Origin of the sequence: Streptomyces flavovariabilis (assembly GCF_000725785.1) — a bacterium.
Taxonomy (GTDB): Bacteria; Actinomycetota; Actinomycetes; order Streptomycetales; family Streptomycetaceae; genus Streptomyces; species Streptomyces hawaiiensis.
In genome coordinates, this window is the sequence record NZ_JNXD01000004.1 from 173,281 (window position 1) to 197,375 (window position 24,095).

The following is a 24,095-nucleotide window of genomic DNA, read 5'->3' on the forward strand; positions in this document are numbered from 1 at the left end:
AATGACGAACGCAACCGGCGAACCCGCCGTCACCCGCCTCTACGCACGCCTCGTGGTCTCCGACGCGGCCCGGGCCATCGACTTCTACCGGGACGCGCTCGGCGCCGAGGAGACCGAGCGGTACACCGGCCCGGACGGGACGATCGTGCACGCCATGCTGCGCCTCGGCGGGGCCGCGATCGCGGTCAAGGACGCCGACCCCGCAGACCCGGCACCGACGTCCCTCGGCGGCAGCCCGGTGATCATGGCACTCGACGTGTCCGACGCCGATGCCGTGGCCGAGGCCATGGTGAGGGACGGGGCGACGGTGGTGTACCCCGTAGCCGACCAGCACTACGGGCAGCGCGGGGGCCGCCTCGCCGACCCGTTCGGCCATCTCTGGATGATCTCCCAGACGATCGAGGACCTGACGCCGGAACAGATCCAGGCGCGTACGAACGAGTCGTTCACCTGACGGGCGGCGTCAGCGGGCCCGCCCGGCGGGTTCCGCCACCTCGGCCTTCGCGTCCACCTTGCCGCCCGGGTGCCGCAGGGCGCACAGGTAGCCGATGCCCAGGGCGATGGCCATCCCGTAGAACACCCACTGGTTGGCCTCGGCGAAGTCCATGCGGATCGCGGACATCGACTCCCGGGTCGCCTCCGCGGCGGGGCCGGTGCCGGTGGGCGGCCGGGAGTCGCCGCTGCCGGTGATCGACTCGGTGACGTCGCGGGCCACGGTGTTCGCGTCGGCGGCGGACATGCCCCGGGACGTCAGGGTGCCCACCACGTTGTCGGTCGTGACATGGGTGAGGATCGTGCCGTAGACGGCCAGCCCCACGCTCGCCGCGTAGTTGCGCACCGTCTGGGTGATGCCCGTGACCTCGCCGTACGAGGCGCCGATGGCCCGGTTGACGGCGTCCGTGGAGGCCGGTGCCAGGACGAAGCCGATGCCGGCCCCGGCCAGGGCCGCGTAGGGCCACTGATCGTGCATGGACAGGTCGGTGAGCTTGTTCGCCCACAGGGCGAAGCCGACGCAGCCCACGGCCGTGCCCAGCTTCAGCGCCGGACGGGCGCCCTTCTTGTCGAGGATCCGGCCGCCCCACTGCGAGGCGATGGCGAAGCCCACGAAGAAGTACAGCAGGAACAGCGCCGCCTGGTTCGGCGAGGCGCTCAGGGACACCTGGGCGTACACGGAGGTGAAGAAGAACAGCGGGACGAAGGCGAGCATCGAGAAGAACAGCACCGCCGCGTCCATGGTGAACGCCTTGTCCCGGAAGACCCGCAGGTCGATCAGCGGATGCTCCGCCTGCCGCTCGAAGCGGACGAACCCGGCGAGTATCGCGAGGCCGCCCGCGATGCACACCCAGGTCGCCCAGCTGTCCCAGCCCCAGGACCAGGCCTGCTGGAAGCCGAGGACGCTCAGGCCCATGCCGGCCGCGATCAGGGCGGCTCCCGGCACGTCCAGAGTGCCGGACCGCCGCCGGTCGGAGATATGGGCCAGCGCCGTGAGGACCAGCGCCACGATCGCCACCGGGACGTTGACCCAGAACACCGCGCGCCACGTCCAGTTCGTGAGCCAGCCGCCCAGCAGCGGGCCGACGGCAGTCAGCGCGCCGGTGACCCCGAAGAACAGGGCGAGGGCACGCCCGCGCCGCTCCACCGGGAACACCGCCACCACCACGGCCAGGGCAGCGGGGAACAGCAGCGCCGCTCCCAGCCCCTGGGTGCCGCGGAAGAGGATCAGCCAGGCCTGTGCGGCGCCGCCCTCGGGAACACAGCCGCACAGCACCGACGAGACGACGAACACCAGCGTGCCGATCACGACGATCCGGCGCGGCCCGTAGAGGTCCGCGAGACGGCCGCCGAGGGCGAAGAACGCCGCGAGGGCCAGCAGGTAGGCGTTGACCACCCACTGCATGCCGGAGGACGACAGACCCAGTTCGCGGACGATGTCCGGAGCCGCGATCGACACGATGGTCTGGTCGATGAAGGTCATGGCGACGGCGAACATCATCGCCGCCAGCGCGACGGTCTGCTGCGGTGCGGATCTGGAGGGGGTCGCGGCGTCGCCGCGCCCCGGGCGCGTGCTGCTCACGCCATCAGTCTGCGCCCGGCCGTGCCGGGTCGCATCACAGGACTCCTTCCGCCCCGGGCGTCACACGGATACCCCCGAAACGCTCTCCTGGCAACCCCTGGGCGGTGTGAGGACAGCCTCCTCGGCCATGTGACCACGGCCCGCCACGGATGCCGCGTCGAACGTGCAGGATGCGGGCACCAAGGAGGACAGGCAGTCGAACGACGGGAGAGGCAGACGATGGTCCCAGCGGAACCGCAACCCCAGCGGATCGGCATACCGGCCGAATCCACTGCGGGCGAGACCAGGGTGGCGGCCACGCCTGCCACCGTGGGGAGACTTGTCGCGCTCGGGTACGACGTGGTGGTCGAACCGGGAGCGGGAGCCTCGTCCCGCTTCTCCGACGCGGCGTACGAGGAGGCGGGAGCCCGGCTCGGCGACCCGTGGCAGGCGGAGATCCTGCTCAAGGTCAACGCGCCCTCCAGCGAGGAGATCGGCCGGCTGCCCGACGGGGCGACGCTGATCGCGCTGATCAGCCCCGCCCTCAACCCCGAACTCGTCGAGGAACTGGCACGGCGGCCGATCACCGTGCTCGCCATGGACGCCGTCCCGCGCATCTCACGCGCCCAGTCCCTGGACGTACTCAGCTCGATGGCGAACATCGCCGGCTACCGGGCCGTGGTCGAGGCGGCGCACGCCTTCGGCCGTTTCTTCACCGGCCAGGTGACCGCCGCCGGCAAGGTGCCGCCCGCCAAGGTGCTGGTGGCCGGGGCCGGGGTGGCCGGGCTCGCGGCGGTCGGCGCGGCCCGCAGCCTCGGCGCCGTGGTCCGCGCCACCGACCCCCGTCCCGAAGTCGCCGAGCAGGTGCGCTCCCTGGGCGGGGAGTTCCTCACGGTGACCGCCGAGCAGGAGGTGAGCACCGACGGCTACGCCAAGGCCACCTCCGAGGACTACAACCGGCTCGCCGCGCGGCTCTACGCCGAGCAGGCCGCCGACGTCGACATCATCATCACCACCGCGCTCATCCCCGGCCGCCCCGCGCCGCGGCTGATCACCGCCGAGGACGTCGCGCGCATGAAGCCCGGCAGCGTGATCGTCGACATGGCCGCGGCCCAGGGCGGCAACGTCGAGGGCACGGTCGCCGGGAAGGCAGTCGTCACCGACAACGACGTGACGATCATCGGCTACACGGATCTGCCCGGCCGGCTCCCCGCCCAGGCCTCGCAGCTGTACGGCACGAACATCGTCAACCTGATGAAGCTGCTCACCCCGGGCAAGGACGGCCGGCTCGTCCTCGACTTCGACGACGTGGTGCAGCGGTCGATGACCGTGGTCCGCGAGGGCGAGAACACCTGGCCGCCGCCCCCGGTCCAGGTGTCCGCCGCACCTGCCCCGGGCGGGGCGAAGGAGCCGGAACCGACCCCCTCCGAGGCACCGGCGAGGTCCTCCCGCCCGGTTTGGTCCTCGTACGCCCTGGTCGCCGCCGGAGCACTCGCGCTGTTCCTGGTGACGGCCTTCTCACCGAGTGAACTCCTCGGCCACTTCACGGTGTTCGTCCTGGCGATCGTCATCGGCTTCTACGTCATCGGCAACGTGCACCACGCGCTGCACACCCCGCTGATGTCGGTCACCAACGCCATCTCCGGCATCGTCGTGGTCGGCGCGCTGCTGCAGATCGGGCAGGGGGACACCGCCGTCACCGTGCTGTCGTTCGCCGCGATCCTGCTGGCGAGCATCAACATCTTCGGCGGATTCGCCGTCACCCGCCGCATGCTCGGCATGTTCTCGAAGGGCTGATCGAGATGACCACAGACACGGCCGCCCAGGCCGCTTACGTCGTCGCCGCGCTGCTGTTCATCCTCAGCCTCGCCGGCCTCTCCCAGCACAAGACGTCCCGTTCGGGAGTCGTCTGGGGTATCGCGGGCATGGTTGTCGCCCTGGCCGCCACGGTCGGGCTCGCCTCCCGCAGCATCACCGCGACCGGGCTCGTGCTGATCGCCGTCGCCACGGCCGTCGGCGCGGGCATCGGCCTGTGGCGTGCCCGGGTGGTCGAGATGACCGGCATGCCGGAGCTGATCGCCATCATGCACAGCCTCGTCGGCCTTGCCGCCGCGTTCGTCGGCTGGAACGGCTACCTGGACGTCGACGCCGAGCTCTCCGGTTCGCTGCTGGGCATCCACCACGCCGAGGTGTTCATCGGGGTGTTCATCGGCGCCGTCACCTTCACGGGTTCCGTCGTCGCCTACCTGAAGCTCTCGGCCCGCATCAACTCCCGCCCGCTCACGCTGCCGGGCAAGCACGTCCTCAACGTCGGCGCGCTCGTCGCGTTCGTCGGGCTGACGGTGGCGTTCGTCGTACGCCCCAACATGGGTCTGCTCATCGCCGTCACCGTGATCGCGCTCGCCCTCGGCGCCCATCTGGTCGCCTCCATCGGCGGCGGTGACATGCCGGTGGTCGTCTCCATGCTCAACAGCTACTCCGGCTGGGCCGCCGCGGCCTCGGGCTTCCTGCTCTCCAACAACCTGCTCATCGTCACCGGCGCGCTGGTCGGCTCCTCCGGCGCCTACCTGTCGTACATCATGTGCAAGGCGATGAACCGCTCCTTCCTCTCGGTGATCGCGGGCGGGTTCGGCACCCCGGCGGCGGCCGCCGACGACGGCGAGCAGGGCGAGCACCGGGAGATCAACGCCGAGGAGACCGCCGAACTGCTCCGCGACGCCACCTCGGTCATCATCACGCCGGGCTACGGCATGGCCGTCGCCCAGGCCCAGTACCCGGTCGCCGAACTGGCGCGCAAGCTGCGCGACCGGGGCGTGGAGGTGCGGTTCGGCATCCACCCCGTCGCCGGCCGGCTGCCCGGGCACATGAACGTGCTGCTCGCCGAGGCCAACGTGCCGTACGACATCGTCCTGGAGATGGACGAGATCAACGACGACTTCGCCGCCACCTCGGTCGTCCTGGTCATCGGCGCCAACGACACGGTCAACCCGGCCGCGACCGACAACCCGTCCAGCCCGATCGCCGGGATGCCGGTCCTGCACGTGTGGGAGTCGGCCCATGTGATCGTCTTCAAGCGCTCCATGGCCGCCGGCTACGCGGGCGTGCAGAACCCGCTGTTCTTCCGCGAGAACACCCAGATGCTCTTCGGCGACGCCAGGCAGCGAGTCGAGGACATCCTGCGCGGCCTCGACGCCCTGGACGCACCGGTCCGGGAGATGGCCGGCACGTCACGCTGAACCAGCGGGCAACCGAACGCGAAGGCCGGCTCGACACCGTCGAGCCGGCCTTTCGTGTCCCGCCCGTGCGGTCAGTCCGTGCCGGACTCCATCGCCGCGCGGTCCAGCCAGGCGTCCTCCTCCGAGACCTCGCCCCGGGAGGCGATGGCCTGGGCGCCGCCCTGCGGCAGCTCCGGCATGGTGCCGATCAGCCCGGTCGCGGCGGCCTGGGAGGCGCCGATGGTGGGGCTGCCGGTGCCGATCAGGCCCATGCCGGCGTACTGCTCCAGCTTGGCGCGGGAGTCGGCGATGTCGAGGTTGCGCATGGTGAGCTGGCCGATCCGGTCGACCGGGCCGAACGCGGAGTCCTCGGTGCGCTCCATGGACAGCTTGTCCGGGTGGTAGCTGAACGCCGGGCCCGTGGTGTCGAGGATCGAGTAGTCCTCGCCGCGCCGCAGCCGCAGCGTCACCTCACCGGTGACGGCGGCACCGACCCAGCGCTGGAGCGACTCGCGGATCATCAGCGCCTGCGGGTCCAGCCAGCGGCCCTCGTACATCAGCCGCCCGAGGCGCCGACCCTCGGTGTGGTACTGGGCGACGGTGTCCTCGTTGTGGATCGCGTTGACCAGCCGCTCGTAGGCGGCGTGCAGCAGGGCCATGCCCGGGGCCTCGTAGATGCCGCGGCTCTTGGCCTCGATGATGCGGTTCTCGATCTGGTCCGACATGCCCAGGCCGTGCCGGCCGCCGATGGCGTTGGCCTCCATGACCAGGTCGACGGGGGAGGCGAACTCCTTGCCGTTGACCGTCACCGGGCGGCCCTCGGCGAAGCCGATCGTGACGTCCTCGGCGGCGATCTCGACCGACGGGTCCCAGAACCGCACGCCCATGATCGGCTCGACGGTCTCGACGCCGGTGTCCAGGTGCTCCAGGGTCTTGGCCTCGTGGGTGGCGCCCCAGATGTTGGCGTCCGTGGAGTACGCCTTCTCCGTGCTGTCCCGGTAGGGCAGGCCGTGGGCGAGCAGCCACTCCGACATTTCCTTGCGGCCGCCGAGCTCGGTCACGAACGCCGCGTCCAGCCAGGGCTTGTAGATCCGCAGGTGCGGGTTGGCGAGCAGGCCGTAGCGGTAGAACCGCTCGATGTCGTTGCCCTTGAACGTCGAGCCGTCGCCCCAGATCTGGACGTCGTCCTCGAGCATCGCCCGGACCAGGAGCGTGCCGGTGACGGCGCGGCCGAGCGGGGTGGTGTTGAAGTACGCCCGCCCGCCCGAGCGGATGTGGAACGCGCCGCAGGTCAGCGCGGCCAGGCCCTCCTCGACCAGCGCGGCACGGCAGTCGACCAGACGCGCGATCTCGGCCCCGTAGGTCTGGGCGCGGCCGGGCACCGAGGCGATGTCGGGCTCGTCGTACTGGCCGATGTCGGCGGTGTAGGTGCACGGGACGGCGCCCTTGTCGCGCATCCACGCGACCGCGACGGAGGTGTCGAGACCGCCCGAGAAGGCGATGCCGACGCGCTCGCCGGCGGGCAGGGAGGTGAGGACCTTGGACATAGAAAGAGTATGTATCACTTTGCATAGTCATGCAAGCCGGGTATGCGAAATCGCCGTTCCGGTTGCTTCCGGTTCAGGAATCCGCTGCCGCTGAGCCGCCGAGCGCGCCGAGGATCCGCTCGGCGGCCAGCGTCGGGGTCAGCTCGCCCTCCCGGACCCGCTGTTCCAGCACGGGTGCCAGAGCCCGCACCGCCGGGTCGGCGTGGAGCCGGCCGAGGAGTTCGTCGCGGACCATGGTCCAGGTCCAGTCGACCTGCTGGTCGCGGCGCTTGGCGGTGAGCCGGCCGGTGGAGTCCAGCAGCGCGCGGTGCTGTTCGAGGCGCTCCCACACGGTGTCCAGGCCGGTCGACTCCCGGGCACTGCAATGCAGGACCGGGGGCGTCCAGAACGCGTCCTTGCCGTGCATCAGCCGCAGCGCGCCCGACAGCTCCCGCGCGGCGGCCCGGGCGTCGCGCTCGTGCGGGCCGTCCGCCTTGTTGACGGCGATCACGTCGGCCAGCTCCAGCACGCCCTTCTTGATGCCCTGGAGCTGGTCGCCCGTGCGGGCGAGGGTGAGCAGCAGGAAGGAGTCGACCATGTTCGCGACCGCGGTCTCGGACTGGCCGACACCGACCGTCTCCACCAGGACCACGTCGTAGCCGGCCGCCTCCATCACCACGATCGACTCGCGGGTGGCCTTGGCGACCCCGCCCAGCGTGCCCGCGGTGGGGGAGGGGCGCACGAACGCCGCCGGGTCCACCGCCAGGCGCTCCATCCGGGTCTTGTCCCCCAGGATCGAACCGCCCGTACGGCTGGAGGACGGGTCGACGGCCAGCACCGCCACCCGGTGCCCGAACGAGGTGAGCAGCGTGCCGAAGGCGTCGATGAACGTCGACTTGCCCACGCCCGGCACCCCGCTGACGCCGATCCGCCGGGCCCGGCCGCTGTGCGGCAGCAGCGCGGTCAGCAACTCCTGGGCCAGCGCCCGGTGCTGCGGCCGGGTCGACTCGACGAGTGTGATCGCGCGGGCGACGACCGCCCGCTTCCCGTCGAGCACGCCCTTCACATACGCGTCGACATCGATCACAGGTCGTGCCCGAGGCCGTCCGACAGTCGCTTCACCAGGTCGTACGCCGCGTCCGGGATCACCGTCCCGGGCGGGAAGACGGCCGCCGCGCCCATCTGAAGCAGCGTCGGCACGTCCTGCGGCGGGATCACGCCGCCGACCACGACCATGATGTCCTCGCGCCCCTCCTCGGCCAGCGCCTCGCGCAGCGCCGGGACGAGGGTGAGGTGACCGGCCGCGAGCGAGGAGACGCCGACGATGTGCACGTCCGCCTCGACGGCCTGCCGGGCCACCTCGGCGGGCGTCTGGAACAGCGGGCCGACGTCCACGTCGAAGCCGAGATCGGCGAAGGCGGTGGCGATCACCTTCTGGCCGCGGTCGTGGCCGTCCTGGCCCATCTTCGCGACCAGGATGCGCGGGCGGCGGCCCTCGGCCTCGTCGAAGGCGTCCACCAGCGCGCGGGTGCGGTCCACGGACGGGGACTCGCCTGCTTCGTTGCGGTACACACCGGAGATCGTACGGATCTGGCTCGCGTGCCGGCCGTACACCTTCTCCAGGGCGTCGGAGATCTCCCCGACCGTGGCCTTCGCGCGGGCCGCGTGCACCGCCAGCTCCAGCAGGTTGCCCTCGCCGCCGGCGGCCCGGGTCAGCGCGTCCAGCGCGTCCTGGCAGGCCCGCTCGTCCCGCTCCGCGCGCAGCCGCCGCAGCTTCTCGATCTGCTGCGACCGCACGGAGGAGTTGTCGACCTTCAGGACGTCGATCTGCTCGTCGGTCTCCACCCGGTACTTGTTGACGCCGATGACGGGCTGGCGGCCCGAGTCGATCCGGGCCTGCGTGCGGGCCGCGGCCTCCTCGATGCGCAGCTTGGGGATGCCCGCGTCGATGGCCTTGGCCATGCCGCCCGCGGCCTCGACCTCCTCGATGTGCTGCCAGGCCCGCCGCGCGAGGTCGTACGTCAGCTTCTCCACGTACGCGCTGCCGCCCCACGGGTCGATCACGCGGGTCGTGCCGGACTCCTGCTGGAGCAGCAGCTGCGTGTTGCGGGCGATGCGCGCCGAGAAGTCCGTGGGCAGCGCGAGCGCCTCGTCCAGGGCGTTGGTGTGCAGCGACTGCGTGTGGCCCTGGGTGGCCGCCATCGCCTCGACGCAGGTGCGGGTCACGTTGTTGAAGACGTCCTGCGCGGTCAGCGACCAGCCCGAGGTCTGCGAGTGGGTGCGCAGGGACAGCGACTTGGCGTTCTGCGGATCGAACTGCCTCACCAGCTTCGCCCACAGCAGGCGCGCCGCCCGCAGCTTGGCGACCTCCATGAAGAAGTTCATGCCGATCGCCCAGAAGAACGACAGCCGCGGCGCGAACGCGTCCACGTCCAGGCCGGCTTCCCGTCCCGCCCGGATGTACTCCACGCCGTCCGCGAGCGTGTACGCCAGCTCCAGGTCGGCCGTCGCACCCGCCTCCTGGATGTGGTAGCCGGAGATGGAGATGGAGTTGTACCGGGGCATCCGCTGCGAGGTGAAGGCGAAGATGTCGGAGATGATCCGCATCGACGGCTTCGGCGGATAGATGTAGGTGTTGCGGACCATGAACTCCTTGAGGATGTCGTTCTGGATGGTCCCGGCCAGCTTCTCGGGCGGTACGCCCTGCTCCTCCGCCGCCACGATGTACAGCGCCAGCACCGGCAGCACGGCGCCGTTCATCGTCATCGACACCGTCATCCTGTCCAGCGGGATCCCGTCGAACAGCTGCCGCATGTCGTAGATCGAGTCGATCGCCACGCCCGCCATGCCGACATCGCCGGTCACCCGCGGGTGGTCGCTGTCGTAGCCGCGGTGCGTGGGCAGGTCGAAGGCGACCGACAGGCCCTTCTGCCCGGCAGCGAGGTTGCGCCGGTAGAAGGCGTTGGACTCCTCGGCCGTCGAGAACCCGGCGTACTGGCGGATGGTCCAGGGCTGGTTGGCGTACATCGTCGGGTACGGGCCGCGCAGGAACGGCGCCGCGCCCGGGTACGTGTCCAGGAAGTCCAGGCCCTCCAGGTCACGGCCGGTGTAGAGCGGCTTGACGGCGATGCCCTCCGGGGTCTCCCAGAGCAGGTCGTCCCCGCCGGACGCGTTCTTCACCGCCGTACGCCACTCGTCGGCGCCGCCGTCGGGGGCCGGGGTGCCCAGCTCGATCCCGGAGAAGTCGGGGACGGACGGGCCGGAAGGGGCGGACATCAGGACACTCCCATGCGGTCGAGGGTCGCGGACAGCACGGCCACGGCGTCGCAGCCCGCGAAGACGTACGCGTCGACACCGGGATACTCCCCGGGCCGCCCGGCGAGGAACACGTGCGAGGCTCCCGCCTCCTTGAGCTCCGCGGCCCGGGCCGCCGCCTGCTCCTCGTACAGGGCGTCGCTGGAGCACAGCACGGCCTCCGGCGCACCGCTCTCGGCGAAGGTGCCCTCGGTGACCGGCTCGATGCCGCCCGCCTGGAAGAGGTTGGAGGCGAAGGTGAGGCGTGCGGTGTGCGCGGCGGCCGGGCCGAGCGCGGCGAGGTAGATCCGGGGCCGGGAGCCGGTCGCGGCGAGATGGGCGTCGGAGCGGGCGCGCAGCGTCTCGTACGCCTCGTCACGGCGTACGCGCGGCAGCCCCCCGGAGCGCGGCTCGGGTGCGTCCGCACGGACGACCGGCTTCTCCGCGAGGAACGGGAACTCGCTGACGCCGGTGACGGGTTCGCGCCGCTTGGCGAGCCTGCCGGTGCGGGCCTGCCAGGTCTCGGCCAGGTCCCGCGCGAGATCCCCGGAACGCAGGGCGGCCGCCTGGCCGCCGAGCCGCTCGATGCGCTGGAAGAACTCCCAGCCCGCGTGGGCGAGTTCGTCGGTGAGCCGCTCCACGTACCAGGAGCCGCCCGCCGGGTCGGTCACCCGGGCCAGGTGCGACTCCTCGATGAGGATCGTGGAGGTGTTGCGGGCGATCCGGCGCGCGAACGCGTCCGGCAGGCCCAGGGCGTGGTCGAAGGGCAGCACGGTGACCGCGTCGGCCCCGCCCGCACCGGCGGCCAGCGTGGCGATCGTGGTGCGCAGCATGTTCACCCACGGGTCGCGGCGCGTCATCATCACCGGCGAGGTGACGACGTGCTGGAGCTGCGCCCCCGCGCGCGGTGCCCCGCAGACCTCGGCCACCCGGGCCCACAGCCGGCGCGCGGCCCGCAGCTTGGCGATCGTCAGGAACTGGTCGGCGGTCGCCGCGTACCGGAACTCCAGCTGCGCGGAGGCCTGTTCGACATCCAGCCCGGCCCCCGTCAGCTCCCGCAGATACGCCACCCCGGTGGCCAGCGAGCAGCCCAGCTCCTGGGCTGCCGAACCGCCGGCCTCGTGGTACGGCAGCGCGTCCACGGTCAGCGCCCGCAGCCCCGGGTACCCTCCGGCGCACAGCCGTGCGAGCTCCGCGGCCGACGCGGTGTCGCACCGCTCCCCGGTGCGGGCCTCGTGCCCGAGCGGGTCCGCGCCCAGATTGCCGCGCGCCGCGTCCCGGGCGACACTCCGCTCCTCGTAGACCCGCAGCAACTCCCGCGCGGCGGGCTCGGCCTCGCGCCCCGCGTCGAGGACGACGGGCGCCAGATCGAGATACACGCCGTCGAGGACCCGGCGGAGGTCCGGCACCGCGATGCCGCCCTCCCCGACCGTCAGCCAGAGGGAGGTGACCCCGTTCTCCAGGTCCCCGAGCACCGCGTCACGGTCGGCCGCGGAGTGCCGTTGCCGTACGTCCCAGCCGCCGACCGTGTTCCCCTCGGCACGGCCGCCGCGTACAAAGGGGGCGAAACCGGGGAAACCCGGCTCGGGCGCGGAGTCGCGGGCGGTGTAGAGAGGGCGGGTGCGCAACCCGTCCTCCAGCGCGGTGGACAGGGCTTCCTCGGCCTCGGCGCCCTCGACGTCCTTGCCCGATTTGCGCAGCACACCCGCCACAAGGCGCTGCCACTGCTCATGGGGCACGTCAGGGAACTCGCCGGCCAGCTCAAGCCCGTCGTCAGGCAGGACCGTCATGCTCGGATGCTAGGTCACGGACACGAACGAGCAGCAGAGGGTGCGGCTGTGACCTTGCCCTCGCCCTGGCTGTGACCTCGCTCTCCCGCCGTCACGGCCCGGATCGCCGCCCGCGCCGGCGACCGATCCGCCCGCCGGGGGCCGGGCCCGTCAAGGTCCCGTCAAAGCCGTGACCACCGCCGTATGGGACCCGTCAACGGACGATCCGATCCGGCCGTCCGGGCGCTTTCCTCGAAGCGTCCGTTTCGCGGCAACCGGCAGGCCGTCGGGTTCGTGCCGGTGAACGGCGTGAGCGAGGCCGACCTCGCCGACGCGGCCCAGCTGTCGTCGCTGGCCGGCCAGACGCCCCAGGGCCGCACCCTGGGCTTCACGGGGGAGCCCCGCGTGAACGTCCTCGCGCTCAACATCGCGCTCGAGGACCTGGTGGCGAAGAGCTGAACGGCTCAGCGCGGGGAACGCCGCTCCGCGCGTGCGGCGCAGAGCACAGCACAACGGTGGGCTGCCGGCAGTATGCGTGGTCCGCGCCGGGGTAAGTGAACGACCGAAAGGTCACTGAGGGACCACGAGCAACAATGAAAGAGCTCCCATATGGTCATCCCGCTTATGAAGCAGGCGGCAGATGAGCCGGGCGCGGACGAGCAGGCCGCCCTGCGCTGCGGCGCGGTCTGGGCCGACGGCGCGGCTTGCGCTGTCGAGGCGCGCCGGGCGCTGCAGGCGTTCCTGGCGCACGTACCGTGTACCGGCCGCACTCCCGTGCCGGCCCCGCTGGCGATCGACGCCGAACTGGTCGTCAGCGAACTGGTCACCAACGCGATCCGGCACGCTCCCGGCCCCTGCGGGATGATCCTTCAGCTGTCCGGCGACGGACTGGCCATCACGGTGTGGGACACCTCCACCGAACAGCCGGTGGTCAGGAAGCGCGACGGGCAGCGCTTCGGCGGCCACGGCATGCACGTGGTGCACGCGGTCAGCAGCGAGGTCTCCGTCGCATCCCTCGGCCACGGGAAGCAGATCACCGCCTGTCTGCGCCCCGTCCCGGACGACGATCCCGGCGCGAAGGCCGCAGCCGTCACCGCCGCTTGACGCCCGGCCGACGGGACCCGTCCCGGCAGCGGTCACCACCCGGTGAGCAGCAGATGGTTGACGAGCAGGGCGAGCAGCGCCTGGGCGGTGAGCCAGAAGCGAGGGCGCGTGAGGAACGCGCATGCCGGGAGCAGCCACAGGGCGAAGGGGAGCCAGATGCGTTCCGTCTCGGCCTTGCTCATGCCGGACAGGTCGGCGACCAGCAGCGCGAGGAGCGCGGCGGACACGAGGAACGCGAGGCGGACGCCGGCCCGGGGCCCGGTGCGGCGCCCGAGCAGCACGGCGCCCGTCCGCCGCAGTCCCGCCGCCGTCGCCAGTCCCGTGATGAGCACCGTGCAGGCCAGATTGGCCCATACCCAGTAGCCGTAGGGACGGATGCCGCCCGCACCCTGGCCGTAGCGCGTGACCAGCAGGCGGTAGGCCTCCCACCAGTCGAAGCCCGCGAGCGTGAACACCGTGGGGACCACGGCCAGTCCGGCGAGCAGCGGCGCCAGCAGGGCCGGGCGCTCCCGGACCCCGTGGCGGCCCAGCACCAGCACCGCCGCCGCGATCAGCGCGACGAGCGTGAGGCCGTACGACACGTAGCAGGTCAGGCCGAGCAGCAGCCCGGACGCGGCCGCCCAGCCAGGGGATCTGCGGGTGACCGCCAGAGCCAGCAGGGCCACCGCCCACGCCGCCACCGCCGCGAAGTACGCGTCCGCCGAGGTGCCCATCCACACGGCCGCCGGGGCCAGGACCAGGAACGGGGCCGCCCGGCGGGCGAGTGCCTCGTCGGCCAGGGCGCGGATCGCGACCAGCACGGCCACGCAGGCGGTCGCCCCGACGGTGATGCACCACATCCCCGCCCAGCCCCCGCCCCGCAACCCGATCCGGTCGAGCAGCACGAAGGTGAGGGTGGCGGCGGGCGGGTGCCCGGCGATGTGAGCGGGCCAGTTGTCGGGGGAGTCGAGCAGGATGTGCTGGGTGAAGTCCCGCAGCGCTGCCGGGATGTCGTGGAAACGGTCGATGACCTGGAGGTACTCGTAGCGGGTGGTGAGCCTGCGCGCGATTCCCCGGTGCCAGCCGTCGGCCAGGGCGAGGGAGAAGATCCATGCCGTGGCGGTGCCCCAGGCGGCCGGGAGCAGGGCACGCCAGGGGAGACGGGCCGCCAGCGCGGGGCCGTGGGTGACGGTGGCGATCGCCACCAGGACGGCGGCCGGGGTGCCGGGGCCCAGATGCGGTCCCCAGGACGCCAGCAGCGGGGGCCAGTCCACGAACAGCGTCCGGCTGGTGCCCTCGATGTGGCGGCCGACCAGCACGGACGCCGCCACGAGCAGTACGGCGGCCCCGGCGGCGTACAGGTCGCGGCGCAGGCCTCGGGACGGTGGGGCGAAGGGCGGGGTGCGGATCACACCGGCACGCTAGGCCGCGCGGCCGGTCACCGGCCGCCGGCCGGGCCCGATGTCAGCGTTTCGTCATGGGTCGTGCACCCTTTCACGGGGCTGCCCCGGCCTACCGTCGGCTCATGCGAGACGACCCACGCGATCCGCGGCTCCCCACGTCCCCCGGCTTCTGGCGCAGCCCCCTGCGCGGCCCCCGGTTCACCTCGGTGCTGGGGCTCGTCCTGCTCGCCGGCATCACGGTGCTGTTCGTGACGGGACTCCTCTCGTACGCCGCCTACAACCCGGACCTGTCGCCGGTGAACGACAAGACCCCGGACAAGGGGATCCTCGGCTTCTACCTGTTCGCCTGGCCGACGAATCCGCACTGGCTGTACCGGCTGAACCAGGGCGTCCACGTCACCCTCGGCATCACCCTCGTCCCCGTCCTGCTCGCCAAGCTGTGGTCCGTCGTGCCGAGACTGTTCACCCTGCCGCCGGCCCGCTCGCTCGCCCACGCCCTGGAGCGGATCTCGCTGCTCCTGCTCGTGGGCGGCGGCCTGTTCGAGTTCGTGACCGGCGTCCTCAACGTCCAGCTCGACTACGTCTTCCCGGGCTCGTTCTACCCCCTGCACTTCTACGGCGCCTGGGTGTTCTTCGCCGCCTTCGTGGCCCACGCACTGCTGAAGACGCCCACGGCACTGCGCAATCTGCGGCAGCTGCGGGAGGAGAGGAACGACCTGGTGTCCCCGCGTCCCGCCGAGCCGACCGTCTCCCGGCGGGGCGCCCTGTGGCTCGTCGGGGGCGGTTCGCTGCTGCTGTTCGCCACGACCGTGGGGCAGAACTTCGGCGGCCCGCTGCGGCGCACCGCCCTCCTCGCCCCGCACGGCGGCGCCGAACCCGGCAGCGGCCCGAACGGCTTCCAGATCAACAAGACCGCCGCGTACGCCGGGATCGACACGGCGGAAACGGCCGGGGACAGATGGCGGCTCGTCGTGACGGGGCGCACGGGCACGGTCCGCCTCAGCCGCGCCCGGCTCGCCGAACTGCCCTTGTCCAGCGCGGCGTTGCCCATCGCCTGCGTGGAGGGCTGGTCCACGCCGGACCAGTGGTGGCGCGGGGTGCGGCTGCACGACCTCGCGGCCCTCGTCGGGTACGAGGACGACCCGCCGGACCTGTTCGTCGAGTCCCTCCAGCCCCGCGGCGCCTTCCGGAAGGCCGCCCTGCGCGCCAACCAGGTGGCCGACCCGCGGTCCCTCCTCGCCCTGTACGTCAACGGCGAGGAGCTGTCCCCCGACCACGGCTACCCGGCGCGGATCATCGTGCCCGCGGCGCCCGGTGTGCTGAACACCAAGTGGGTGGCCCGGATGACGTTCGGAGACCTGTGATGCGAGGACGCCTCGTCATCGGCAGCCCCCTGCAACTCCTGCTGCTGTCCTGCTCGTTCGCCCTCGCAACCTACGCGGGAGTGCGCCTGCTCGCCGGTGACTGGTTCGGCGTGGCGCTGTGGGTCGTGGGCTCGGCGCTGCTGCACGACCTCGTGCTGCTGCCGCTGTACGCGGCGGCGGACCGGGCGGTGGTGCGGGGGCTCGACGCGGCCCACCGCCGGGAGTGGGTGCCGTACGCACGCGTGCCGGCAGCCCTCTCCGGGCTGCTGCTCCTCGTATGGTTCCCGCTGATCAGCGGCATGGTGGAGGAGCGCTACCGGTCCGCCACCGGCCTGCCTGCCGACGTGTTCCTGGCACGCTGGCTGCTGATCACCGCGGTCCTCTTCGGAGGCTCGGCGCTGCTGCTGGTGGTGCGGCTGCTGCGGCTGCGCAGGGCGGCGAAGCGCCGTCCGCCGGCCGTCCACTGACCGTCCCGCTCCCAGCAGCCCTGCGCGTACCCGAGCAGCGCGCGGGTGCCGAGCCGCGCCCAGGGGAAGGGGTCGCCGGTGGCGGCGTGCGCGTCGGTGATGTGGACGCGCACGCGTTCGTCGACGTCCGCGGGTGCGGTCTCGGCGATCAGCAGACCGTCCGGCCGCAGGAGCCCGGCGACCCGCTCCAGCAGGGCGCGCGGATCACCGCCGATGCCGATGTTGCCGTCCATGAGCAGCACGGTGTCCCAGCGGCCCTCGCCCGGCAGCGGCTCGAAGACCGACCGCCGCAGCGCCTGGCCCCCGAGCCGCACGGTGTGCTCCACCGCGGCCTCGCTGACGTCGATCCCGAGGGCGGGCCGCCCCGTGGAGGCAAGCTCCGCCACCAGCCGCCCCGGCCCGCACCCCACGTCCAGCACGGACCCCTCACACCGGTCCAGCACATCCCGGTCGACCGGGTCGGCCCGGGCGCACCAGCGCTCCACCTCCAGCGGCAGCAGCCAGCCGTCGGCGCGCCGCAGGAACAGGGGGCCGCGGCCGGCGCGCAGGGCGGCGTCGTAGGGGTCGGCGGCGGCCCAGGCCAGGGCGCTGGCGGGTGGGGCGCTCATCGGGGACCGGCCGGGCGCGCGACCGGCCCGGTGACAGGCCCCCCGGCCGCCGGGCACCGGGCCAGCCGCGCGGCGAAGCGCCCTCGCGGGGCCAGTGCGGCGACCGCGTGGGCGTCGGCGGCGGTGTCGACGTCGCGCAGCCGCGGCAGGTCGCGCACGCGCAGTCCCGCCGCGACCAGCCGCTCCCGCTGCACGGCACCCGTCACCGGCGTCGACATGGGTACGCCCCGCAGCAGGGCGGGGTCCGGACATGCCAGGCCGAGGGCCCAGAAACCGCCGTCCTCCGCCGGGCCGAACCAGGCGTCGCCGTCGGCGAAGTCCACGGTGAGCAGCTCCGGGGTCACCTGCGGGGTGTCCATGCCGATGAGCAGGGCCGGGCCGGAGCAGCGCGCGAAGGCCTCCGCCAGCCGTTCGTCCAGACCGCCCGCGCACTGCGCCACGACTTCGAAACCGGGCGGCAGCCAGGGGCCGGGTGCACCGTCGAGCACGAGCACACGCCGGGCGGCGGGCGTGGCGGCCACGGCGTGCAGCGTGTCCGCGAGGGCGGCTTCGGCCAGTCCGGCTGCCTGCCCGGGCGTGAACGGCGGTGTGAGCCGCGTCTTCACCCGCCCCGGGCGCGGCTCCTTGGCGATGACGAGGAGCGTGGTCAACGGAGGGTTCCCCTCTCAGGCGCCGGCGTTTCGGCCAGCACGCGGCTCATGTCCCGTACGGCCTGCCAGGTTCCGCGCCAGGTGCCCGTCACCTTCGAGGCCCCGGTGCGCGGCAGGTACGGCACGTCGTGCTCGGCGATCCGCCACCCGGCGTCGGCCGCACGGACGACCATCTGGAGCGGATAGCCGCTGCGCCGGTCGCTGAGGCCGAGGCCGAGCAGCGGCTCCCGGCGGGCGGCACGCAGCGGACCGAGGTCGTGCAGGCGCAGCCCGGTGCGGCGGCGCAGCATGCGCGCGAGCGCGAGATTGCCGGCCCGGGCATGCGGCGGCCACGCGCCGCGCCCCTGCGGACGCCGCCGCCCGAGCACCAGGTCGGCCCTGCCGTCACGCACCTCGCGCACGAAGGGGACCAGGAGCGCCGGGTCGAGGGAGGCGTCGCAGTCGCAGAAGCACACCACGCCGGCGGTGGCGGCCGTCAGCCCGGCGTGGCAGGCCGCGCCGAAGCCCCGCCGTGGCTCGTGCACCACGGTCGCGCCCCACGCGCGGGCGACGTGAGCCGAGCCATCCGTGGAACCGTTGTCGACGACGAGTGCGCGCCAGCCCGGCGGAATCCGTTCGAGCACCCAGGGAAGGGCCTCGGCCTCGTTCAGGCAGGGCAGCACCACGTCGACGTCCGAAGGTGTCGTCGTCACGGTTTCACCCTACGAACGCGAATCAGGCATACCGGACCATCGCTTCTTACGAAACGCGGACGTCGGAAGCCGGGAGGGTGCCCGGACCCCCGTTGACGGCGGCGCGATGCCAGGCTGGAGACATGCAGCAGCAGCCGTACGAGCCCCTCGGGACCGCGGGCGGGTCCCCCAGGATCCTGGTCGTCGACGACGATCCGACCGTCGCCGAGGTCGTCGCCGGATATCTGGACCGCGCCGGGTACGCCGTCGACCGCGCCGACGACGGGCCGACCGCCCTCGCCCGCGCCGCCGCGCGCCGGCCGGACCTCGTCGTGCTCGACCTGATGCTGCCCGGCATGGACGGTCTGGAGGTGTGCCGGCGGATCCGCGGCCACGGCCCCGTGCCCGTCATCATGCTCACGGCCCGCGGCGACGAGGACGACCGCATCCTGGGCCTGGAGGTCGGCGCCGACGACTACGTCACCAAGCCCTTCAGCCCCCGCGAACTCGTCCTGCGCGTCGAGTCGGTCCTGCGCCGCAGCCGCCCCGCCACCACGGGGGACCTGCTGGCGGCGGCCGGTCTGACCGTCGAACCGGCGGCCCGCCGGGCCACCAAGAACGGCACCGAACTCGCCCTCACCCTGAGGGAGTTCGACCTGCTCTCCTTCTTCCTGCGGCATCCGGGGCGGGCGTTCGGCCGCGAGGACCTGATGCGTGAGGTCTGGGGATGGGACTTCGGCGACCTGTCGACCGTCACGGTCCACGTCCGCCGCCTGCGGGGCAAGGTCGAGGACGACCCGGCCCGGCCCCGCCTGATCCAGACCGTCTGGGGCGTGGGTTACCGCTTCGAGCCCGGCGAAGGGGACGACTGACCGTGCGCGACAACCTCCTGATCGCCCTGTACGCCTTCGCCGGTGCCGCCGTGACGGGGCTGGCCGGAGCAGGTGTACTGCGCCTGATCCGCCGCCGTTCGCTGACCGTCTCGCTCGCGGTGGTGGCGGCGGTCGGCGTCGTCGCGATGCTCGCGGGCACGCTCGCCGTCGCCTGGGCGATGTTCCTGTCGCCGCACGACCTGACCGTCGTCACCACCGTCGTCGCCATGGCGGCCGTCGTCTCCCTGGCCACCGCCCTGCTGCTCGGCCGCTGGGTCGTCGCCCGCAGCCGGGAACTCGCCGTGGCCGCGCGCTCCTTCGGCGACGGCGGGGACTTCGCCGCACCCGGCGGGCCCGCCACCGCCGAACTCGCCGCGGTGAGCCGCGAGCTGGCGGCCACCAGCGCCAGACTCGCCGAGTCCCGGGAGCGGGAACGCGCCCTGGAGGCCTCCCGCCGTGAACTCGTCGCCTGGATCTCGCACGACCTGCGGACCCCGCTGGCCGGTCTGCGCGCCATGTCGGAGGCCCTGGAGGACGGCGTCGCCGCCGACCCGAACCGCTATCTCAAACAGATGCGGACCGAGGTCGAACGCCTCAACGACATGGTCGGCGACCTCTTCGAGCTCTCCCGCATCCACGCCGGAGCCCTGGCCCTGACCCCCACCCGGATCTCCCTGTACGACCTGGTCGGCGACGCCCTCGCCGGCGTCGACCCCCTCGCCCGCGAGTACGGGGTGCGGCTGGTGGGCGGCCGTATCGAGCCGGTTCCGGTGGAGGTGGACGGCAAGGAGATGAGCCGGGTGCTGGGCAACCTGCTGGTCAACGCGATCCGCCGGACCCCGGCCGACGGCACGGTCGCGATCGCCGCCGAGCGTTCCCCCGAGGGCGTCGTCCTGTCGGTGACGGACGGCTGCGGCGGCATCCCCGAGGAGGACCTGCCGCGCGTCTTCGACACCGGCTGGCGCGGCACGCACGCCCGCACACCCCCGGCGGGCGCCGGCCTGGGCCTCGCCATCGTGCGCGGCATCGTGGAGGCCCACCAGGGCCGGGCCGGCGTACGCAACATCCCCGGGGGCTGCCGCTTCGAGGTGGTACTGCCCGCCGCCGCTTCTTGAACCTACCCGGGCAGGCTCCGCGCCGAGCCCCCGGCGGTGATCGGCGGACCGGTGCCCGTGGGCACGTGCTTTCGCGTCGGCGTCGGCATCGGTGACGGTGGCTCGGCTCGACCGGTGGGCTGGTACCCGCAGGGCGGGAGCAGTGCCGCGAGGACCTGGCTCCCGCGCCGGCCATTCCGGCCTGGCCCTGATCGGCGGACCGGCGTCATGGACGCGGGAACCGCGTCGCGAGCGCGACCGTGGGCACCTCGCCTCCGCGCCGCCACCCCGGTCCGCTCGTCGAGCCGCGTGACCCGCGGGCAGGCGGGGCGTTCGGTCCGCTCCCGCGGACGCGGCGGGCTCGGCAGGTGGCCGGGGGCCCGCGCGACGGCCGCCGCCGCGCCGCTGTTCCTCGCCGCGTGGTCTCGGCCGCGGCCGGCGGCGACGGCGCCACGGGCGCCACGGGTACTCACCCGGGCCGGCCGTCTACGCGCCCCGCATTCCCGCCCGCGCGAACTCCGTCACGCCCTCCTCGAAGCCGACCTCCGGCTTCCACCCCAGCTCCGCCCGCAGCCGCGAGGAGTCCGCGGTGATGTGCCGTACGTCCCCGAGCCGGTACTCCCCCGTGACGACCGGTCCGGGCCCGCCGTACGCGGCGGCCAGCGCCCGCGCCATCCCGCCGACGGTGTGCGGGTCACCGCTGCCGGTGTTGTACGCGGTGAGCGCGCCCGGGGCGGCCTCCGCCTCCAGGGCCACGGCGTTCGCCGCCGCCACGTCCCGGACGTGCACGAAGTCCCTGCGCTGCCGCCCGTCCTCGAACACCCGCGGGGCCTCGCCCCGGGCGAGGGCCGAGCGGAAGAAGGAGGCGACACCGGCGTAGGGGGTGTCCCGGGGCATACCGGGCCCGTACACGTTGTGGTAACGCAGCGACACCGCCGACCCGCCGGTGCAGCGGGCCCAGGCGGCGGCCAGATGCTCCTGGGCCAGCTTGGTCGACGCGTACACGTTCCGCGGATCGGCCGGGGCGTCCTCGCCGACCAGGCCGGGGGAGAGGTCCTCCCCGCACACCGGGCACGGGGGCTCGAACCGGCCCGCGTCGAGCGCGGCCACGGCCCGCGGCCCGGGCCTCACCACCCCGTGCCGCGCACACGCGTACCGTCCCTCCCCGTAGACGACCATCGACCCGGCGAGCACGAGGGTCCGTACGCCCGCCTCCGCCATGGCCGCGAGCAGCACGGCCGTCCCCAGGTCGTTGTGCGAGACGTAGTCCGCCGCGTCGGCGACCCCGTCGCCGAGCCCGACCATCGCGGCCTGGTGGCACACGGCGTCCACACCGGCCAGGGCACGGCCCACCGCCGCGGGGTCCCGCACGTCGGCCGCGGGATCCTCCCGCACGTCGAACACGATCGCCTCGTGCCCCCGCTCCCGCAGGGCGGCGACCACATGGGAGCCGATGAACCCGGCACCGCCGGTGACCAGTACGCGCATACGGGCACGCTAGGGCGCCCACCGGCGTCGTCCCACGGAGCGCGGCCGTACGTCATGACTTCGTAAGACGGTGCGGGTGGCGTCACCGCGGAGCCGATCCGCTCGCGGCACCGGTTTCGGGGCCCGGCCGTCGATGCGGGGGAGAGGCCAGTTCTTACGCGACGGTGACGCCCGGTCGGAACCGGTGGTCGACCTTCGTCCCAGCGGCCACGGTGGTCACACCTGACACATGAACGGAAAGGCCACCATGAACCAGGGACACAGGCGGAACCGAAAGCGTCGCAACGCGATCGTCCTCGTCGCCGGGCTGGCAGCGGGCGGTGTCGGACTCGCGTTGGTCAACATGCAGGCCAACGCCACCGACGCCCCCCGCGCCACCACCCGCGCGGCCTCGCCGCTCTCCTGCCCCTCCGTGGCCGGCCGGCTGCCGGACGTACCCGATCGGGCGCGTGCGGAGGTCGACCGCAATCTGCGACTGCTGGAGTCGCAGATCACCGAGGCCGGCAACCGGCTGGCCGCCACGCGCGGTCAGGGCGGTCCGGACTTCGCGCGGAACGCCGTTCTCGGCCCCCTCGAGGGTAAGCGGACCGCCACCCTCGACCGCATCGCCATCGCGATCAGCCGCACCGGCGCACCCAGGCCGCAGGGGCTGAGCAGCCTGGCCGCATGCACACTGAACGGTGCCGGGCAGGGGCAGGGAGCGAGCCCGTCTCCGGCTGCCGGCAACGGCCCGGTGCCCGAGGACTTCGTGGACATCACCAAGGTGAGCCCCAACGTGCCGGCTCGACCGCGCAACGACCGCAACGCCTCCAAGGGCGCCTTCAAGACCCGCTGCGGTGTCAACGCGGAGGGCCGGCACAACTCCGACAACGTGATCGTCGCCCCGGGGGTGGGCAACGGCGCCCACCACACCCACGACTACGTCGGCGCCATCGGCGTCGACGCCTTCACCACCGACGACACCCTCGCCGCGGCCGCCACCACCTGCACCAACGGCGACCGGTCGACCTACTACTGGCCGGTGCTGCGTGACCGCGGCGGAGTCGAGGAGGCGGACGCGGGCCGTCCCGGCGGTGGGGCCGAGGGGAACATCGGCAAGATCCTCACCCCTACGTCCGTGAGCCTCACCTTCGTCGGCAGCCCCACCGCCAAGGTGGTCGCCATGCCGCGCTTCCTGCGCATCATCACCGGTGACGCCAAGGCCAACGCGAACGGCGGCGCCAACGCCAACGCGGCCTGGTCCTGCACCGGCTTCGAGAACCGCGTCCAGCTCAAGGACAAGTACCCGATCTGCCCGGCCGGCAGCGAGGTGGTCCGCACTGAACGGTTCCAGAGCTGCTGGGACGGCCGGAACACCGACAGCGCCAACCACCGCAGCCATGTCGCCTTCGCCGACGCCCGGGGCAGGTGCCCGGCCGGGTTCAAAGCGGTTCCGCAGCTGGTCCAGCGCCTCACCTACGGCGGTCTTGCCGGCAGCACCGGCTACGCCGTGGACAGCTTCCCCGAGTCGCTGCACAAGCCCGTCACCGACCACGGCGACTTCATCAACGCGATGCCCGAGCGGCTGATGAAGCAGGCCGTCCGCTGCATCAACTCCGGCCGCCGCTGCGGCTGAGCCCGATGAGCCCGCGGTCTCACAGCCATTTCTCGAACCAGTGGTGCGCGTAGGGCTCGTCGTTGAAGGCGGGGACCTCGGTGTACCCGCTGTCGCGGTAGAGACGCACGGCCGCTTCGAGGGCCTTGTTGGTGTCGAGCCGCACCCGGTCGCTGCCGTGCCGGACGGCGCGTGTCTCGAGTTCGGACAGCAGGCGCCGGGCCAGACCGAGCCCTCTGGTCCGGGGGGAGACCCACAGCCGCTTGATCTCCGCGGGGGCCCCGGCCGGCAGCTTGAGCCCGGCGCAGCCCACCGGTTCGCCGTGCAACCGGGCGACGAGGAACAGCCCGCGCGGTGCACGCAGTTCGCCCGGGTCGGGCAGCAGGCTGTTCGCGGGGTCGAAGCCGCCGTCGAAGAGTTCCCGCAGCTCGGCGGCGTAGGACCGCAGGCAGTGCGTGGCGTCCGGGTGATCGGGGTCGAGCTCTTCCAGGGAGACCATCGAAGCGGTCAGCAGTCGCTCCACCTCGGCCATGGCGGCGGTCAGCCGTTCCCGCTGCCGGCCATCGAGCGGGGCGAGGAGCGAGGCGGCGAGTGCGTCGCTGCGGTCGTCGAGCTGAGCACGTTCCCGGCGGCCGGCCTCGGTCAGCCGCACGGTGCGTACCCGCCGGTCGTGAGGGTGGGGCGCGACGGCGACGAGACCGTCGCGCTCGAGTGCCCGCAGCAGCCGGCTCACGTAGCCGGAGTCGAGACCGAGCCGCTCGCGCACGCCGCGCACGTCGTGTGTGCCGCCGTCGCCGATCTGCCAGAGCAGCCGGGCCTGACCGTAGGGACGCGCACCGCCCAGATAGTGGTCGTGCAGCACCCCCACCCGCTCGGCGACCGTCCGGTTGAAGCGCCGTACCTGCTCTACCTGCTCCTTCGCCATTTCTCTGACCTTAGTCAGG

The 24,095-nt window shown here is 72.9% G+C and carries 19 protein-coding genes and 1 pseudogene; 9 read left to right on the plus strand and 11 right to left on the minus strand.

From position 1 onward, the window contains the following. The first annotated feature begins 1 nt into the window (after position 1). Positions 2 to 454 carry a VOC family protein gene (locus tag IO24_RS0109970; RefSeq protein ID WP_031134099.1) on the plus strand — a complete coding sequence of 151 codons (453 nt, stop codon included), beginning with the start codon at positions 2 to 4 and terminating at the stop codon, positions 452 to 454. Between the two features lie 9 nt (positions 455 to 463). Here the strand turns inward: IO24_RS0109970 and IO24_RS0109975 are convergent, their stop codons facing one another. After that, complete coding sequence (locus IO24_RS0109975; RefSeq protein WP_037667701.1) at positions 464 to 1,993, minus strand: MFS transporter; 1,530 nt, start codon at positions 1,991 to 1,993, stop codon at positions 464 to 466. Positions 1,994 to 2,293: 300 nt separating this feature from the next. Here IO24_RS0109975 and IO24_RS0109980 point away from each other — a divergent pair, with 300 nt between their 5' ends. Continuing rightward, entirely contained in the window at positions 2,294 to 3,850 is a 1,557-nt protein-coding gene (locus IO24_RS0109980) for a Re/Si-specific NAD(P)(+) transhydrogenase subunit alpha (RefSeq protein WP_031134102.1), read from the plus strand. Positions 3,851 to 3,855: 5 nt separating this feature from the next. Next, entirely contained in the window at positions 3,856 to 5,289 is a 1,434-nt protein-coding gene (gene pntB / locus IO24_RS0109985; protein WP_031134104.1) for a Re/Si-specific NAD(P)(+) transhydrogenase subunit beta, read from the plus strand. Between the two features lie 71 nt (positions 5,290 to 5,360). On the opposite strand, the gene argG is transcribed toward pntB, so the two are convergent. The 4 genes from argG to IO24_RS0110005 form a co-directional block, all read right to left on the minus strand. Continuing rightward, positions 5,361 to 6,815: an argininosuccinate synthase gene (gene argG / locus IO24_RS0109990; RefSeq protein ID WP_031134106.1), complete on the minus strand. Its 1,455-nt coding sequence runs from the start codon at positions 6,813 to 6,815 to the stop codon at positions 5,361 to 5,363. A gap of 73 nt (positions 6,816 to 6,888) precedes the next feature. Beyond that, complete coding sequence (gene meaB, locus IO24_RS0109995) at positions 6,889 to 7,881, minus strand: methylmalonyl Co-A mutase-associated GTPase MeaB (RefSeq protein WP_031134108.1); 993 nt, start codon at positions 7,879 to 7,881, stop codon at positions 6,889 to 6,891. Beyond that, entirely contained in the window at positions 7,878 to 10,070 is a 2,193-nt protein-coding gene (gene scpA, locus IO24_RS0110000; protein WP_031134110.1) for a methylmalonyl-CoA mutase, read from the minus strand. Before scpA ends, meaB begins: the two co-directional genes overlap by 4 nt. Beyond that, entirely contained in the window at positions 10,070 to 11,878 is a 1,809-nt protein-coding gene (locus IO24_RS0110005; protein ID WP_031134111.1) for a methylmalonyl-CoA mutase family protein, read from the minus strand. Before IO24_RS0110005 ends, scpA begins: the two co-directional genes overlap by 1 nt. A 249-nt stretch (positions 11,879 to 12,127) precedes the next feature. On the opposite strand from IO24_RS0110005, the pseudogene IO24_RS47535 reads away from it, so the two are divergent. Beyond that, positions 12,128 to 12,241: pseudogene (locus IO24_RS47535) on the plus strand (hypothetical protein); the annotation flags it as partial. A gap of 225 nt (positions 12,242 to 12,466) precedes the next feature. Beyond that, positions 12,467 to 12,961 (plus strand): ATP-binding protein, encoded by a 495-nt coding sequence (locus IO24_RS0110015; RefSeq protein ID WP_031134114.1) that lies wholly within the window; start codon positions 12,467 to 12,469, stop codon positions 12,959 to 12,961. Positions 12,962 to 12,993: 32 nt separating this feature from the next. Here the strand turns inward: IO24_RS0110015 and IO24_RS0110020 are convergent, their stop codons facing one another. Next, positions 12,994 to 14,352, minus strand: coding sequence for a hypothetical protein (locus tag IO24_RS0110020; protein ID WP_420823214.1), 1,359 nt, complete (start codon positions 14,350 to 14,352; stop codon positions 12,994 to 12,996). 113 nt (positions 14,353 to 14,465) lie between these two features. On the opposite strand from IO24_RS0110020, the gene IO24_RS0110025 reads away from it, so the two are divergent. Next, entirely contained in the window at positions 14,466 to 15,707 is a 1,242-nt protein-coding gene (locus IO24_RS0110025) for a molybdopterin-dependent oxidoreductase (RefSeq protein ID WP_037667673.1), read from the plus strand. 313 nt (positions 15,708 to 16,020) lie between these two features. On the opposite strand, the gene IO24_RS0110035 is transcribed toward IO24_RS0110025, so the two are convergent. From IO24_RS0110035 to IO24_RS0110045, 3 genes are read right to left on the minus strand one after another with little or no spacing between them, the layout of a single operon-like run. Further along, entirely contained in the window at positions 16,021 to 16,782 is a 762-nt protein-coding gene (locus IO24_RS0110035; protein ID WP_031134122.1) for a class I SAM-dependent methyltransferase, read from the minus strand. Beyond that, on the minus strand, positions 16,779 to 17,432 hold the full coding sequence (locus IO24_RS0110040) for a TIGR04282 family arsenosugar biosynthesis glycosyltransferase (protein ID WP_031134124.1): 654 nt from the start codon (positions 17,430 to 17,432) through the stop codon (positions 16,779 to 16,781). Before IO24_RS0110040 ends, IO24_RS0110035 begins: the two co-directional genes overlap by 4 nt. Beyond that, positions 17,429 to 18,124 carry a glycosyltransferase family 2 protein gene (locus tag IO24_RS0110045; protein WP_031134126.1) on the minus strand — a complete coding sequence of 232 codons (696 nt, stop codon included), beginning with the start codon at positions 18,122 to 18,124 and terminating at the stop codon, positions 17,429 to 17,431. The genes IO24_RS0110040 and IO24_RS0110045 overlap by 4 nt, the downstream gene beginning before the upstream one ends. A gap of 122 nt (positions 18,125 to 18,246) precedes the next feature. On the opposite strand from IO24_RS0110045, the gene IO24_RS0110050 reads away from it, so the two are divergent. Continuing rightward, a complete protein-coding gene (locus tag IO24_RS0110050) occupies positions 18,247 to 18,975 on the plus strand; it encodes a response regulator transcription factor (RefSeq protein ID WP_031134128.1) in 729 nt (242 codons plus the stop codon). A 2-nt stretch (positions 18,976 to 18,977) separates the two neighbouring features. Next, the gene (locus tag IO24_RS0110055; protein WP_031134130.1) at positions 18,978 to 20,090 is read left to right on the plus strand and encodes a sensor histidine kinase; all 1,113 of its coding nucleotides are present in this window, start codon (positions 18,978 to 18,980) and stop codon (positions 20,088 to 20,090) included. 465 nt (positions 20,091 to 20,555) lie between these two features. Here the strand turns inward: IO24_RS0110055 and IO24_RS0110060 are convergent, their stop codons facing one another. Continuing rightward, a complete protein-coding gene (locus tag IO24_RS0110060; protein ID WP_031134132.1) occupies positions 20,556 to 21,557 on the minus strand; it encodes an NAD-dependent epimerase/dehydratase family protein in 1,002 nt (333 codons plus the stop codon). A gap of 247 nt (positions 21,558 to 21,804) precedes the next feature. Here IO24_RS0110060 and IO24_RS0110065 point away from each other — a divergent pair, with 247 nt between their 5' ends. Further along, a complete protein-coding gene (locus IO24_RS0110065) occupies positions 21,805 to 23,172 on the plus strand; it encodes a DUF1996 domain-containing protein (RefSeq protein ID WP_045296285.1) in 1,368 nt (455 codons plus the stop codon). A gap of 19 nt (positions 23,173 to 23,191) precedes the next feature. Here the strand turns inward: IO24_RS0110065 and IO24_RS0110070 are convergent, their stop codons facing one another. Then, a complete protein-coding gene (locus tag IO24_RS0110070; protein ID WP_031134134.1) occupies positions 23,192 to 24,076 on the minus strand; it encodes a bifunctional helix-turn-helix transcriptional regulator/GNAT family N-acetyltransferase in 885 nt (294 codons plus the stop codon). Positions 24,077 to 24,095: the final 19 nt, after the last annotated feature.

Excerpts from the sequence above, each read along its gene's own strand:
- IO24_RS0109970 (WP_031134099.1), top strand. The coding sequence starts at position 2 with ATGACGAACGCAACCGGCGAACCCGCCGTCACCCGCCTCTACGCACGC.
- IO24_RS0109975 (WP_037667701.1), bottom strand. The coding sequence starts at position 1,993 with ATGATGTTCGCCGTCGCCATGACCTTCATCGACCAGACCATCGTGTCG.
- IO24_RS0109980 (WP_031134102.1), top strand. The coding sequence starts at position 2,294 with ATGGTCCCAGCGGAACCGCAACCCCAGCGGATCGGCATACCGGCCGAA.
- pntB (WP_031134104.1), top strand. The coding sequence starts at position 3,856 with ATGACCACAGACACGGCCGCCCAGGCCGCTTACGTCGTCGCCGCGCTG.
- argG (WP_031134106.1), bottom strand. The coding sequence starts at position 6,815 with ATGTCCAAGGTCCTCACCTCCCTGCCCGCCGGCGAGCGCGTCGGCATC.
- scpA (WP_031134110.1), bottom strand. The coding sequence starts at position 10,070 with ATGTCCGCCCCTTCCGGCCCGTCCGTCCCCGACTTCTCCGGGATCGAG.
- IO24_RS0110005 (WP_031134111.1), bottom strand. The coding sequence starts at position 11,878 with ATGACGGTCCTGCCTGACGACGGGCTTGAGCTGGCCGGCGAGTTCCCT.
- IO24_RS0110015 (WP_031134114.1), top strand. The coding sequence starts at position 12,467 with ATGGTCATCCCGCTTATGAAGCAGGCGGCAGATGAGCCGGGCGCGGAC.
- IO24_RS0110025 (WP_037667673.1), top strand. The coding sequence starts at position 14,466 with ATGCGAGACGACCCACGCGATCCGCGGCTCCCCACGTCCCCCGGCTTC.
- IO24_RS0110035 (WP_031134122.1), bottom strand. The coding sequence starts at position 16,782 with ATGAGCGCCCCACCCGCCAGCGCCCTGGCCTGGGCCGCCGCCGACCCC.
- IO24_RS0110050 (WP_031134128.1), top strand. The coding sequence starts at position 18,247 with ATGCAGCAGCAGCCGTACGAGCCCCTCGGGACCGCGGGCGGGTCCCCC.
- IO24_RS0110060 (WP_031134132.1), bottom strand. The coding sequence starts at position 21,557 with ATGCGCGTACTGGTCACCGGCGGTGCCGGGTTCATCGGCTCCCATGTG.
- IO24_RS0110065 (WP_045296285.1), top strand. The coding sequence starts at position 21,805 with ATGAACCAGGGACACAGGCGGAACCGAAAGCGTCGCAACGCGATCGTC.
- IO24_RS0110070 (WP_031134134.1), bottom strand. The coding sequence starts at position 24,076 with ATGGCGAAGGAGCAGGTAGAGCAGGTACGGCGCTTCAACCGGACGGTC.